Origin of the sequence: Noviherbaspirillum saxi (genome assembly GCF_003591035.1) — a bacterium.
Lineage (GTDB): Bacteria > Pseudomonadota > Gammaproteobacteria > Burkholderiales > Burkholderiaceae_D > Noviherbaspirillum > Noviherbaspirillum saxi.
The window spans coordinates 442741-455363 of record NZ_QYUO01000003.1 but is presented as its reverse complement, the minus strand read 5'-3'; the positions used below and the strand labels follow the sequence as shown (position 1 = coordinate 455363).

14 protein-coding genes and 4 pseudogenes are annotated in these 12623 nt (G+C 62.6%); 15 read left to right on the top strand and 3 right to left on the bottom strand.

Annotated elements, in window-relative coordinates; genetic code table 11:
• Positions 1-52: 52 nt before the first annotated feature.
• From D3871_RS25255 to D3871_RS25225, 7 genes and pseudogenes are all read left to right on the top strand, one after another.
• Positions 53-1387, top strand: a complete 1335-nt coding sequence (locus tag D3871_RS25255; protein ID WP_199724924.1) for a hypothetical protein — start codon at positions 53-55, stop codon at positions 1385-1387.
• 73 nt (positions 1388-1460) lie between these two features.
• Positions 1461-2399 (top strand): annotated as a pseudogene (xerC, locus tag D3871_RS25250) (site-specific tyrosine recombinase XerC); the annotation flags it as partial.
• A 164-nt stretch (positions 2400-2563) separates the two neighbouring features.
• Positions 2564-2668 (top strand): annotated as a pseudogene (locus tag D3871_RS31780) (DUF7706 family protein); the annotation flags it as partial.
• A gap of 1080 nt (positions 2669-3748) precedes the next feature.
• A complete protein-coding gene (locus D3871_RS25240; RefSeq protein WP_119771865.1) occupies positions 3749-4894 on the top strand; it encodes a DUF2515 family protein in 1146 nt (381 codons plus the stop codon).
• An 8-nt stretch (positions 4895-4902) separates the two neighbouring features.
• A complete protein-coding gene (locus D3871_RS30380) occupies positions 4903-5070 on the top strand; it encodes a hypothetical protein (protein ID WP_158598051.1) in 168 nt (55 codons plus the stop codon).
• A gap of 12 nt (positions 5071-5082) precedes the next feature.
• Positions 5083-5556 (top strand): hypothetical protein, encoded by a 474-nt coding sequence (locus D3871_RS25230; protein ID WP_147376893.1) that lies wholly within the window; start codon positions 5083-5085, stop codon positions 5554-5556.
• Complete coding sequence (locus D3871_RS25225) at positions 5528-5803, top strand: hypothetical protein (protein WP_119771862.1); 276 nt, start codon at positions 5528-5530, stop codon at positions 5801-5803. Before D3871_RS25230 ends, D3871_RS25225 begins: the two co-directional genes overlap by 29 nt.
• Positions 5804-6019: 216 nt before the next feature.
• Here D3871_RS25225 and D3871_RS31125 read toward each other — a convergent pair whose 3' ends face one another.
• The 3 genes and pseudogenes from D3871_RS31125 to D3871_RS31570 form a co-directional block, all read right to left on the bottom strand.
• Entirely contained in the window at positions 6020-6244 is a 225-nt protein-coding gene (locus tag D3871_RS31125; RefSeq protein ID WP_147376892.1) for a hypothetical protein, read from the bottom strand.
• A gap of 2 nt (positions 6245-6246) precedes the next feature.
• The gene (locus D3871_RS31120) at positions 6247-6447 is read right to left on the bottom strand and encodes an ORF6N domain-containing protein (protein ID WP_233575817.1); all 201 of its coding nucleotides are present in this window, start codon (positions 6445-6447) and stop codon (positions 6247-6249) included.
• A 240-nt stretch (positions 6448-6687) separates the two neighbouring features.
• A pseudogene (locus D3871_RS31570) lies at positions 6688-6999 on the bottom strand (helix-turn-helix domain-containing protein); the annotation flags it as partial.
• Between the two features lie 134 nt (positions 7000-7133).
• On the opposite strand from D3871_RS31570, the gene D3871_RS31115 reads away from it, so the two are divergent.
• The 8 genes and pseudogenes from D3871_RS31115 (at position 7134) to D3871_RS31460 (ending at position 12621) form a co-directional block, all read left to right on the top strand.
• On the top strand, positions 7134-7682 hold the full coding sequence (locus tag D3871_RS31115) for a CHC2 zinc finger domain-containing protein (RefSeq protein ID WP_233575816.1): 549 nt from the start codon (positions 7134-7136) through the stop codon (positions 7680-7682).
• Positions 7615-8457, top strand: coding sequence for a toprim domain-containing protein (locus D3871_RS31110; protein WP_233575815.1), 843 nt, complete (start codon positions 7615-7617; stop codon positions 8455-8457). Before D3871_RS31115 ends, D3871_RS31110 begins: the two co-directional genes overlap by 68 nt.
• Complete coding sequence (locus D3871_RS30605; RefSeq protein WP_199724923.1) at positions 8406-9626, top strand: hypothetical protein; 1221 nt, start codon at positions 8406-8408, stop codon at positions 9624-9626. The genes D3871_RS31110 and D3871_RS30605 overlap by 52 nt, the downstream gene beginning before the upstream one ends.
• Positions 9551-10111, top strand: coding sequence for a hypothetical protein (locus D3871_RS30600; RefSeq protein WP_199724922.1), 561 nt, complete (start codon positions 9551-9553; stop codon positions 10109-10111). Before D3871_RS30605 ends, D3871_RS30600 begins: the two co-directional genes overlap by 76 nt.
• 2 nt (positions 10112-10113) lie before the next feature.
• A complete protein-coding gene (locus tag D3871_RS25200) occupies positions 10114-10683 on the top strand; it encodes a site-specific integrase (protein WP_119771859.1) in 570 nt (189 codons plus the stop codon).
• A gap of 44 nt (positions 10684-10727) precedes the next feature.
• A pseudogene (locus D3871_RS25195) lies at positions 10728-11222 on the top strand (tyrosine-type recombinase/integrase); the annotation flags it as partial.
• On the top strand, positions 11216-11395 hold the full coding sequence (locus D3871_RS25190; protein WP_119771849.1) for a DUF7706 family protein: 180 nt from the start codon (positions 11216-11218) through the stop codon (positions 11393-11395). The pseudogene D3871_RS25195 and the gene D3871_RS25190, both read left to right, overlap by 7 nt.
• Positions 11396-12486: 1091 nt before the next feature.
• Positions 12487-12621, top strand: a complete 135-nt coding sequence (locus tag D3871_RS31460) for a hypothetical protein (RefSeq protein ID WP_274381785.1) — start codon at positions 12487-12489, stop codon at positions 12619-12621.
• Positions 12622-12623 lie beyond the last annotated feature (2 nt).

Below are 12623 nucleotides of genomic sequence, written 5' to 3'. Positions count from 1 at the left end.
TTGCAAGCGCCCGACCTGATCGCGCGCATCGTGGCCGACATGGAGCGCTGGCATGGTGGGCGAGTCGAACAATTGCCTGGCCGGGTATCTGGCCGCCGTCTCGCGCAAACTCGACACGCCGCTGGCGATCCTGATTCAGAGTTCGAGCGCAGCCGGCAAAAGCAGCCTGATGGAGGCGGTGCTGGCGATGGTGCCGCCCGAAGAGCGCGTCCAGTACAGCGCGATGACGGGGCAATCCCTGTTCTACCTGGGCGAGACCGACATGCAGCACAAGATCCTCGCGATTGCGGAAGAAGAAGGCGTGCGGCAGGCGGCGTATGCGTTGAAGCTGCTGCAGTCCGACGGCGAATTGACGATGGCCTCGACCGGCAAGGACGAGACGACCGGCAATCTCGTGACGAAACAGTACAAGGTCAAGGGGCCGGTGATGCTGATGATGACGACGACTGCGATCGACATCGACGAAGAGCTGATGAACCGCTGCCTGGTCTTGAGCGTGAACGAATCGCGCGAGCAGCGGGCGATTCATGCACGCCAGCGCATGAAGCAGACCCTCGAAGGGTTGCTGGCATCGAGCGAGAAAGAGGCGATCATTGCCTTGCACCAGAATGCGCAACGGCTGTTGAAGCCGGTGCTGGTGGTGAACCCGTATGCCGACAAATTGACATTCCTCGACGACAAGACGCGCACCCGGCGCGACCACATGAAGTATCTGACGCTGATTCGTGCCATTGCGCTGATCCACCAGCACCAGCGGCCGGTTAAAACGGTCGCGCATCGCGGGCGCACGCTGGCCTATATCGAGGCGACCAAGGCCGACATTGCGTTGGCCAACCGCATCGCGCACGACGTGCTGGGCAGGACGCTGGACGAGCTGCCGCCGCAGACGCGCCGCTTGTTGACGCAGCTCCATGCGTGGGTCGATCAGGAAGCGATGGCGCAGAAACTGCCGCCGCGTGAGTTCCGCTTCACCCGCAAGCAGGTGCGCGACGCCTTGCAATGGGGCGATACGCAACTGAAGCTGCATCTGGGCCGGCTGGTCGATCTCGAATACCTGGCCGTGCATCGGCGCGGCACGACATTCGATTACGAGCTGCTGTATGACGGCAAAGATGAAGGCAAGCACCTGTGCGGCTTGATCGACGTGGCGGCATTGGGCGAGATGCACGGCTACGACGGCGAGCGGTCGGGGGGCAATGAGCATCGGTCGGGGTTCGGTCGGCCCTTGGTCGGCTTGGTGTCGGGGGCCGGTCGGGGTATGGTGCCGAACGCGCAAAGCGAGCCTCCATGCGGCTCTGCGGACGATGATGCCGTGCAAAGCGGTGTGTTTGCGCCAAATGCACTACACCATGCGAACGGTGCCGGTCCTGTCGTAGCGGGAGGCTGAACATGCGTGCTGGCGTTCAACCGTTCCGCACGCGCGGCAAGCGGCAGTTCAATAGGTAGGCGACCCGCGCGACGCGCGCGGCCTGACTGCGGCGATGCGCCGCTTCATCGACTACCGCACCATGATCGGCAGCACGGAATCGGGGTTGTGGAGCATGGAGCGTTACCTCCGCGACTTCATCGTGTGGGCCGATGCGCGGGCCGTCACGCATCCCGAACATGTGACGCAAGCGGTGCTCGAACGCTATCAGCGCTGGCTGCACCACTACCGCAAGAAGGACGGTGCGCCGCTGTCGGTGGCGAGCCGGCGCAGCAAGATCACGCCGCTTAAAAGCTTCTTCAAGTGGCTGACCAAGACCGGACAGATTCCGGCCAATCCTGCCTCCGAAATCGAGCTGCCCAAGGCGATACGGCGGCTGCCGCGCCATGTGCTCAGCGTCGATGAAACCGAGCGCGTGTTGGCGCTCGCCGACACGGCGAGCCTGATCGGCTTGCGTGACCGCGCGATGATGGAAGTGCTGTATGCGACCGGTATGCGGAGAATGGAAATCGCCAAGCTGGAAATCGGTGACATCGATGCCGACAAGTGCGTAGTGCTGATCCGCGAGGGAAAAGGCCGAAAAGACCGCTTGATTCCGCTGGGCGAGCGCGCGCTGCACTGGGTGCAGGAATATCTCGACAAGAGCCGGCCGCTGCTGGCGTGGAACCAGCAGGACAGCACCTTGTTTCTCGGGCAGGAAGGCATGGCGTTGTCGCCGACCTGGCTATCCACGCATGTGGCGTCCTACGTCAAGCGGGCGGAGCTGGGCAAGCACGGCGGCTGCCATTTGTTTCGGCACACGATGGCGACCCTGATGCTCGAAGGCGGAGCCGACATCCGCTTCATTCAGGCGATGCTGGGGCATGCGGAGCTGTCGACCACGCAGATTTACGCGCAAGTGGCGATCCGGCAATTGCAACTGGTGCATGCGAGCATCCGGGTGCATTACGGCGCGTCAGAGGCGATCAAATGACCGTGGACGGCTCCACGTCTCAACCCGATGCGGAAAACGCCGCAGACGCGCTGTTGGCTGCGCTGGACGCGGAAGCCGACGAGGAGGATGCATGCTGATCGAAGTGAACCTGCCGGATGAATTGGCGTGGGCCTTGGCCGAGTTCCTGAAACGCCGGCTACAGCGATTACCGGCAGCTGGCGGTCAGCGAGCAAGAGGCATACGACATGCAGGACGCCGGCGAGAAGGTGCGCGCGGCGCTGGCGGAACGAGGGATTGCGCCGCGTTGAGATCAGAGGCAAGCGCGAACGTCGCAAGACGTTAACCCGCCTGTCACGCGCCATGCCAGGCGTGCAAGGGGAAAGTCAGGGCACGGCATGGCGCGCGCCAGGCTGGACGCCGGTGGTGTGCGATGGCCGGTGGCACCGGACGAGAAACCAGAGTCAGGGGAACGAAGCGCGCTCCTGCGTCGCTTGCCGCCGCGCTTCGCCGTTAGCCAGACAAGAGCAACGCAAGGTCAAAGGCACAGCCGTTCCGGGGTAACTGCCTGCGGCAGTTAACATAACGCCGCATTCTGCAAAGTTGCTGCATTCGCTCCACTTCGTTGCGCTCGGTGCAACGACCGCTTCGCGCCCTGGGTTCGCAGAACGGGCGTTATGTCTGGCGCCCCTCCACGGCTGCACCCCCTGGCATGTGCGCTGGAGCGCGCAGGGATTGGTCAGGGTTACGGTGCGCGCTCGTGCCTCGCTTGCGGCCGCGCTGCGCCGGCAGTCAGAGGGTACGCAACAACAACGCACGGCCAGGCCCACGCCGTGCTCAGCTGCATGGCTTGTGTGCCCGCGTACCGCCGGCACATCTGTTTCAGTCAGGCGCTATCGCGCAATCACAACGACCACCAGCCCCCGCCACCCAGGCAGGCCCGTCCCACGGGCTCGCACTGCGTTGCTCGTTCCCCGTGGGACGGGCCTGCCTTCCCGTCCGCCCCGCAGGGGCTCCCATGTCAGGCGGCTGCGCCGCACATCAACAACAACGCAACCCGCGTTCGGCAAGCGGTGCAAGGCATCAACCCGCCTTGCACCGCACTTGCCAGCGTGTCTTTATCCATCGCCGTCAAGGCCAAGCCCTGCGGGCGCTGCGCGGCCTTGACGGAGCGGCGGCCGGCGACGGCGCGATCTTCCCTTAGCCGCCGTTGGTCGGTTTGAGGTCACAGACTGTGACCTCAAACACCGGCATCGAGGCGGTCACAATCCGTGACCACCTGCCGGCCGCTGCGCGGCCGAAAACTGCACATCGGGGCCAAAAAGTTAAAATGCCCGGATGTTTGCCTACGCCACTCCGCCGAAACCCGCGCCGACTCTGCGTGCGCGGGCATGCGGCTACGACTTCACGTCGGGCCGAATGCGTTCGGCAATGCATTGGGTAACAGCATCGCTTACGGCGATTGGGGCGGTAGCCAGCAGGAAAGCGCGCTAACGTCGTTCCGGCAGGCTGAGATCGCGGCGATGAATGCGGATGCTGTTGCGAACGGGGAGATTGGGCTGGGCAGCACATTCGCCGGCGATATGGGGCTGCGCAAGGCGATGAATCCGCTGCTGTCGAGAGCAGCCGAGTTCACTCCGGAGATCAAGGCAGACGGCACGCGCCCGGTCTACGATTTCGGCGATCCGTTTGAAAACGACGGCGTGGTTGCCGCAGCCGGCGGCGTATCGCGAAGCTCGGGCAACGCCAAGCTGACGATGGTGCCGCAGGAGTTGTACGCGCTGCGCGATCCAGCGGTGCGCGCCGATGAGCAAGCAATGCGCCGGCTCTACGGTATCGCGATGGACAACAGCCGCACCTGGCTGCCGACGAACCTGACGCCGGAAGAGACGAGCCTGACCACGGGCATGGCGTATCACAAGGTGTTCGGAGAAGACCGGACGGCGATCTGGTTCGGCCTGGCGCCGTATGCCACGTCGAAGGTCGGCGAGACTTACCAGCAGCTCAACACGTTCGGGTTCATGGGCCGGGCCGATGCGGGTATCATTCGTTCCGCCTTCCAGGAAGGCAACCGCGCGATCTTCATGAGTATGTTCACGGCCGAACAGTTCTACCAGGCCGGCGGAACCGATGCGATACGGTCGATGGTGAATATCGATTCACGGAGCTTTGGGGCAAGCTGGAATCGTGACAACAGGGAATATAGCGATGCCCTTGTTCAAAGCTTCGAGTTGCGCGATCAGGCCAAGGACGCCTTCCGGAACGGGCAGACTGGACGCGGTGAACAGTTGCTGGGCCAGTCGCTGAAATCGTCCGCCGACTTCGAGCAGCGCGTCGTGTTGCAGCAGTATTACGATACCAAGTACACCGCGAACGACTGGCTCGGCAAGCCGGTGACGAAGACGCTGCGGCAAGCCATCCAGGGCATGGCGAGCATTGGGCCGGACAGCATTGCTCAAAGCTATGCGGAGCGCATGTCGACGGTGACGATCAACGGCCAGTCGCTCAGTTTCACCGGCAACGACGTGGCAACGTGAAGCAGCGCATGCCGTTCGTCTATTCGCTCGCCGGCAACCTGATGCGGACCTACAGTAGCGGCAGTTCGGGCGATTGGCTGAGCGATCGCAACGTATTTAAAGAACAGTTTAATGTTCTGCAAAATACGTATGGTGTAACGGAGGCATTCGATGTCCGCCGCCGGCTCGGGTTCTAAATGGGGGTGCGGATGAACAAGCTATGGATGGGATTGGTGCTCGTCGCTATATCCGGGTTGGCGGCCTGCCAGCCGCAGGGCGAGCATGGAAAATTGAGGAAAGACATGAACGGGATGATTCTGGGCGACGACACCCAACCGGCGCAGCCGCTGCATGTGGGGGTGGGCGATACCGCGACGCGGCTGATGGCACGCAATCCGTATCTGAAGCAATTCAAGCTGAACGACCAAGAGGAATTGCGACTACCGCTGATGACGAAGCTGGACGTGCATTACGACGACGGCGACATCAAGCTGGACGTGGGATGCGCATTCACGACGAATATCGACGGCAATGCACGCTTCCCGGGCGCGGCCTTCATCGGCATCAAGCTGTGCGACCAGCCGCTGAACGACTGGAAACCGGCCTTGCAGCGGGCAACCGAGATCATGCGCCGCCTGGAGCAGCAGAATCCAGGTGCAGAACCTGCGCGATTTCTACCGTAATGCCAGCGAGCCGGAATTGCAAAAGATCGGTGGAAAGCAATGGCGCAAGTCACAACAAGACATGGACATGCTTCGGACGCTCGAAGAAGCGGATGCCAAGTTTGCGCAAGAGGCTGCCGGCGGCAATGAGGAAATACTAAGTGGAAAGTGGCGCAACACTGAAGCATTCGTCGGTGTCTATGCTGGCAAGCATGCGATCTTCGAGATTGGGGTATCCAAGGTTGCCGAATTCGGGGCAGTAATTTGACCGAAGAGCAGCGCCGGACGATGCGTTACGAAGTGACGATGAGCTTCCGTCTGCGCAATGACGTCGATCCAAAGTCAGTGCAACGGTAGGCCAAGTCATATACCGTTCTTCTTCTCTTCCTTGAAATAAGAAAGCCGCTCCCAACCCCACTAGCTGCATGGGGTGATGGAGCGGCTTCTTTTTAGCTGCTAAAGAACGGTGATGCCGACTGCGGCATCAGCGCTTCTTGATTGCCTTCGGTTTGTTTGGTTTCTCTCCGGGGCAACGAAGCCGATCGGGTTTCGGCGATGGTGCCGGCGGCGTCATCAATTCGCGGATGGCGTCGAACACCTGTTTCAATTGCACGCGGGTGTTGTGCGAAAACGTATCGTGCTTTAACTCCATCAGCTCGGCCTTGTTCTCCAGCTCATCCAGACGCAGCGCCAGTTCCTTGTTCGACACGATCACTTCGCGCAGGGCACGAAGGCGCGCATGATCTCGATATTGACCGCAATCGCCTGCGCACTGTTGAGCACGGAAGACAGCATTGCCACGCCTTGTTCCGTGAAGGCATAGGGCGCATAGCGCCGGCCGCCGCGGCCGGTGTTTGAGGTCACAGATTGTGATCTCAAAACATCCCACTCGGCAGCATCGAGCTGGAACATGAAATCTTCCGGGAATCGGTCGAGATTGCGCTTGACGGCCTGCACCAGGGCGCTGGTGGACGCCGTAGAGCGCGGCTAGATCGGCGTCGATCATCACCCGGTGGCCGCGCATGACGAGGATGCGGCGCTCAATGTGGATGGGTGGGTCGAAGGTTTGCTCATGCCTTTCCTTCCCGCCGTTGCTTTCTTCTCTTTAGCCGCCGGTGCCGGCCTACCCACGCGCTCCAATGCGCCGGCGACCTGATTCTTGACGATCATCGCATCGAGCACGGCCTTGGCGATCGCCTGTTCTTCTGACGGCATTGCCGCGATCGCCTCGAAGCGCAGCTTCAGATCGTCGTCGAGCTCGCGCTCGCCTTCCTCGAACAGCAGGAAATCGGCCGTGACATGCAGTGCGAGCGCGAGCTTCTTCAAGGCTTCGGCCGTAGGCTGGGCGCTACCGGCCTCGTAGCGCTTAATTTGCTGGACGTGGATGCCGGAGGCATCGGCCAGGCTTTGCTGGGTCAAACCCTTCTGCTTGCGCAGCCCGATCACTCTTGCAGAGAAACTCATGGTGGATAACCAGTGATGAAGACAGGCCATGATGCTAGCTCCTTGTTTCGGAGGGGGTTGACGAAAGTATAGTATACGATACCATAATAATATACGTTAAGTATCTTGACAGGTTTCGGAGCGAAAGGCGATTTATGGCACGGATACCAGCAGCGGAGATCGAGCAGCTAAAAAGCGACGTGTCGGTCGAGTGCCTAGTGGAGGCGGCCGGGATTGCGCTGAAGAAGTCCGGCAAGGACAGGATCGGCACTTGTCCGTTCCACGACGACAGCGAACCGTCGCTGGTGGTGACGCCGGCCAAGAACCTGTGGCACTGCTTCGGTTGCCAGATCGGCGGCGGGCCGCTCGACTGGGTGATGAAATTCAAGGGGGTGTCATTTCGTCATGCGGTCGAATTGCTGAAGGCCGATCCTTCTTTAGCCGCGCAGGGCGATGCGCCAGTCAAGCGTGCGACGGTACGCGCCTTGCCGTCGCCGGTCACGTTCGACGCCGATGACCAGGCATTATTGAACCAATCCGTCAGCTACTACCACGAGACGCTAAAGCAGTCGCCGGAAGCGCTGGCCTATCTGAAGGCACGCGGGCTGGACCACCCGGAGCTGGTCGAGCGTTTTCGTGCTGGGTTATGCGAACCGCACGCTGGGTCTGCGCCTGCCGGAAAAGAATCGTCTGTCCGGCGCTGACATTCGCACGCGCCTGCAAAAGATCGGCATCTACCGCGAGAGCGGCCATGAACACTTCAACGGCTCGCTGGTGGTGCCGGTGCTGGACGACGCCGGTAACGTCACCGAGGTGTATGGCCGCAAAATCCGCGACGATTTGCGCAAGGGAACGCCGTTGCACCTGTACCTGCCGGGGCCGCATCGCGGCGTGTGGAACGAGCAGGCGCTAGCGGAAAACAAGGAAATCATCCTGTGCGAAGCGTTGATCGATGCGATGACGTTCTGGTGCGCCGGTTTTACGAATGTCACTGCTGCCTATGGCGTGGAGGGCTTCACCGACGACCACCTGGCCGCGTTCAGGAAATACGGCACCGAGCGCGTGCTGATCGCGTATGACCGCGACGACGCCGGCAACCGCGCCGCCGAGAAGCTGGCGGCGCAATTGATGGAGCAAGGCATCGAGTGTTTGCGCGTACTGTTCCCCAAAGGGATGGACGCGAACAGTTATGCATTGAAATTGACGCCGGCCGCCCATAGCCTGGGCCTGGTGCTGCGGCAGGCCGAATGGATCGGGCGCGGGCGGCAACCGGACGCCGTGCCGGCTGTGCCCCGCTGCGCAAGACTTCCCCCGCCGCCCGCTGCACCGTTGGCCGTTCCTTTAGCCGCTATGGCGGACGATGCCGACGCCGAGCCGCCGATCGAGTCGGCCGGCGATGAACTGCTGATCGTGCAGGGGGATAGGCAATGGCGCGTGCGCGCTGGAAAAAGAACCTGTCGCCCGAGCAGATGCGCGTGAACCTGCAAGTGCGGCGCACGCCGGAGGAGGCGGGCGGCTACCACGTCGACACGCTCGACCTGTACGCGGCGCGCGCCCGCGCTGCATACATCCGGCAAGCGGCGATCGAGCTGGGGTTGCCCGACGACACGATCAAGAGAGATATGGGCCATGTGCTGTTGAAGCTGGAAACGCTGCAGGACGAAGCGATCCGTCAAAACACCAAGCCGAAAAGCACGGTGCCGCTGATGTCGGCCGAGGATGAAAAAACCGCCCTGGCATTGTTGCAAGCGCCCGACCTGATCGCGCGCATCGTGGCCGACATGGAGCGCTGCGGCATGGTGGGCGAGTCGAACAATTGCCTGGCCGGGTATCTGGCCGCCGTCTCGCGCAAACTCGACACGCCGCTGGCGATCCTGATTCAGAGTTCGAGCGCAGCCGGCAAAAGCAGCCTGATGGAGGCGGTGCTGGCGATGGTGCCGCCCGAAGAGCGCGTCCAGTACAGCGCGATGACGGGGCAATCCCTGTTCTACCTGGGCGAGACCGACATGCAGCACAAGATCCTCGCGATTGCGGAAGAAGAAGGCGTGCGGCAGGCGGCGTATGCGTTGAAGCTGCTGCAGTCCGACGGCGAATTGACGATGGCCTCGACCGGCAAGGACGAGACGACCGGCAATCTCGTGACGAAACAGTACAAGGTCAAGGGGCCGGTGATGCTGATGATGACGACGACTGCGATCGACATCGACGAAGAGCTGATGAACCGCTGCCTGGTCTTGAGCGTGAACGAATCGCGCGAGCAGACGCGGGCGATTCATGCACGCCAGCGCATGAAGCAGACCCTCGAAGGGTTGCTGGCATCGAGCGAGAAAGAGGCGATCATTGCCTTGCACCAGAATGCGCAACGGCTGTTGAAGCCGGTGCTGGTGGTGAACCCGTATGCCGACAAATTGACATTCCTCGACGACAAGACGCGCACCCGGCGCGACCACATGAAGTATCTGACGCTGATTCGTGCCATTGCGCTGATCCACCAGCACCAGCGGCCGGTTAAAACGGTCGCGCATCGCGGCGCACGCTGGCCTATATCGAGGCGACCAAGGCCGACATTGCGTTGGCCAACCGCATCGCGCACGACGTGCTGGGCAGGACGCTGGACGAGCTGCCGCCGCAGACGCGCCGCTTGTTGACGCAGCTCCATGCGTGGGTCGATCAGGAAGCGATGGCGCAGAAACTGCCGCCGCGTGAGTTCCGCTTCACCCGCAAGCAGGTGCGCGACGCCTTGCAATGGGGCGATACGCAACTGAAGCTGCATCTGGGCCGGCTGGTCGATCTCGAATACCTGGCCGTGCATCGGCGCGGCACGACATTCGATTACGAGCTGCTGTATGACGGCAAAGATGAAGGCAAGCACCTGTGCGGCTTGATCGACGTGGCGGCATTGGGCGAGATGCACGGCTACGACGGCGAGCGGTCGGGGGGCAATGAGCATCGGTCGGGGTTCGGTCGGCCCTTGGTCGGCTTGGTGTCGGGGGCCGGTCGGGGTATGGTGCCGAACGCGCAAAGCGAGCCTCCATGCGGCTCTGCGGACGATGATGCCGTGCAAAGCGGTGTGTTTGCGCCAAATGCACTACACCATGCGAACGGTGCCGGTCCTGTCGTAGCGGGAGGCTGAACATGCGTGCTGGCGTTCAACCGTTCCGCACGCGCGGCAAGCGGCAGTTCAATAGCCCGGTAGGCGACCCGCGCGACGCGCGCGGCCTGACTGCGGCGATGCGCCGCTTCATCGACTACCGCACCATGATCGGCAGCACGGAATCGGGGTTGTGGAGCATGGAGCGTTACCTCCGCGACTTCATCGTGTGGGCCGATGCGCGGGCCGTCACGCATCCCGAACATGTGACGCAAGCGGTGCTCGAACGCTATCAGCGCTGGCTGCACCACTACCGCAAGAAGGACGGTGCGCCGCTGTCGGTGGCGAGCCGGCGCAGCAAGATCACGCCGCTTAAAAGCTTCTTCAAGTGGCTGACCAAGACCGGACAGATTCCGGCCAATCCTGCCTCCGAAATCGAGCTGCCCAAGGCGATACGGCGGCTGCCGCGCCATGTGCTCAGCGTCGATGAAACCGAGCGCGTGTTGGCGCTCGCCGACACGGCGAGCCTGATCGGCTTGCGTGACCGCGCGATGATGGAAGCTGTATGCGACCGGTATGCGGAGAATGGAAATCGCCAAGCTGGAAATCGGTGACATCGATGCCGACAAGTGCGTAGTGCTGATCCGAGGGAAAAGGCCGAAAAGACCGCTTGATTCCGCTGGGCGAGCGCGCGCTGCACTGGGTGCAGGAATATCTCGACAAGAGCCGGCCGCTGCTGGCGGGAACCAGCAGGACAGCACCTTGTTCTCGGGCAGGAAGGCATGGCGTTGTCGCCGACCTGGCTATCCCGCATGTGGCGTCCTACGTCAAGCGGGCGGAGCTGGGCAAGCACGGCGGCTGCCATTTGTTTCGGCACACGATGGCGACCCTGATGCTCGAAGGCGGAGCCGACATCCGCTTCATTCAGGCGATGCTGGGGCATGCGGAGCTGTCGACCACGCAGATTTACGCGCAAGTGGCGATCCGGCAATTGCAACTGGTGCATGCGAGCACGCATCCGGGTGCATTACGGCGCGTCAGAGGCGATCAAATGACCGTGGACGGCTCCACGTCTCAACCCGATGCGGAAAACGCCGCAGACGCGCTGTTGGCTGCGCTGGACGCGGAAGCCGACGAGGAGGATGCATGCTGATCGAAGTGAACCTGCCGGATGAATTGGCGTGGGCCTTGGCCGAGTTCCTGAAACGCGCCGGCTACAGCGATTACCGGCAGCTGGCGGTCAGCGAGCAAGAGGCATACGACATGCAGGACGCCGGCGAGAAGGTGCGCGCGGCGCTGGCGGAACGAGGGATTGCGCCGCGTTGAGATCAGAGGCAAGCGCGAACGTCGCAAGACGTTAACCCGCCTGTCACGCGCCATGCCAGGCGTGCAAGGGGAAAGTCAGGGCACGGCATGGCGCGCGCCAGGCTGGACGCCGGTGGTGTGCGATGGCCGGTGGCACCGGAACCGCACGAGAAACCAGAGTCAGGGAACGAAGCGCGCTCCTGCGTCGCTTGCCGCCGCGCTTCGCCGTTAGCCAGACAAGAGCAACGCAAGGTCAAAGGCACAGCCGTTCCGGGGTAACTGCCTGCGGCAGTTAACATAACGCCGCATTCTGCAAAGTTGCTGCATTCGCTCCACTTCGTTGCGCTCGGTGCAACGACCGCTTCGCGCCCTGCGGGTTCGCAGAACGGGGCGTTATGTCTGGCGCCCCTCCACGGCTGCACCCCCTGGCATGTGCGCTGGAGCGCGCAGGGATTGGTCAGGGTTACGGTGCGCGCTCGTGCCTCGCTTGCGGCCGCGCTGCGCCGGCAGTCAGAGGGTACGCAACAACAACGCACGGCCAGGCCCACGCCGTGCTCAGCTGCATGGCTTGTGTGCCCGCGTACCGCCGGCACATCTGTTTCAGTCAGGCGCTATCGCGCAATCACAACGACCACCAGCCCCCGCCCACCCAGGCAGGCCCGTCCCACGGGCTCGCACTGCGTTGCTCGTTCCCCGTGGGACGGGCCTGCCTTCCCGTCCGCCCCGCAGGGGCTCCCCATGTCAGGCGGCTGCGCCGCACATCAACAACAAACGCAACCCCGCGTTCGGCAAGCGGTGCAAGGCATCAACCCGCCTTGCACCGCACTTGCCAGCGTGTCTTTATCCATCGCCGTCAAGGCCAAGCCCTGCGGGCGCTGCGCGGCCTTGACGGAGCGGCGGCCGGCGACGGCGCGATCTTCCCTTAGCCGCCGTTGGTCGGTTTGAGGTCACAGACTGTGACCTCAAACACCGGCATCGAGGCGGTCACAATCCGTGACCACCTGCCGGCCGCTGCGCGGCCGAAAACTGCACATCGGGGCCAAAAAGTTAAAATGCCCGGATTTGCCTACGCCACTCCGCCGAAACCCGCGCCGACTCTGCGTGCGCGGGGCATGCGGCTACGACTTCACGTCGGGCCGAATGCGTTCGGCAATGCATTGGGTAACAGCATCGCTTACGGCGATTGGGGCGGTAGCCAGCAGGAAAGCGCGCTAACGTCGTTCCGGCAGGCTGAGATCGCGCGATGAAT

Bases quoted from the DNA above. Each gene is read 5' to 3' on its own strand.
- D3871_RS25255 (WP_199724924.1), top strand. From the start codon at position 53: ATGGTGGGCGAGTCGAACAATTGCCTGGCCGGGTATCTGGCCGCCGTC.
- D3871_RS25240 (WP_119771865.1), top strand. From the start codon at position 3,749: ATGCGGCTACGACTTCACGTCGGGCCGAATGCGTTCGGCAATGCATTG.
- D3871_RS30380 (WP_158598051.1), top strand. From the start codon at position 4,903: ATGCCGTTCGTCTATTCGCTCGCCGGCAACCTGATGCGGACCTACAGT.
- D3871_RS25230 (WP_147376893.1), top strand. From the start codon at position 5,083: ATGAACAAGCTATGGATGGGATTGGTGCTCGTCGCTATATCCGGGTTG.
- D3871_RS31120 (WP_233575817.1), bottom strand. From the start codon at position 6,447: ATGTTCCAGCTCGATGCTGCCGAGTGGGATGTTTTGAGATCACAATCT.
- D3871_RS31115 (WP_233575816.1), top strand. From the start codon at position 7,134: ATGGCACGGATACCAGCAGCGGAGATCGAGCAGCTAAAAAGCGACGTG.
- D3871_RS30605 (WP_199724923.1), top strand. From the start codon at position 8,406: ATGGCGCGTGCGCGCTGGAAAAAGAACCTGTCGCCCGAGCAGATGCGC.
- D3871_RS25200 (WP_119771859.1), top strand. From the start codon at position 10,114: ATGCGTGCTGGCGTTCAACCGTTCCGCACGCGCGGCAAGCGGCAGTTC.
- D3871_RS25190 (WP_119771849.1), top strand. From the start codon at position 11,216: ATGCTGATCGAAGTGAACCTGCCGGATGAATTGGCGTGGGCCTTGGCC.
- D3871_RS31460 (WP_274381785.1), top strand. From the start codon at position 12,487: ATGCGGCTACGACTTCACGTCGGGCCGAATGCGTTCGGCAATGCATTG.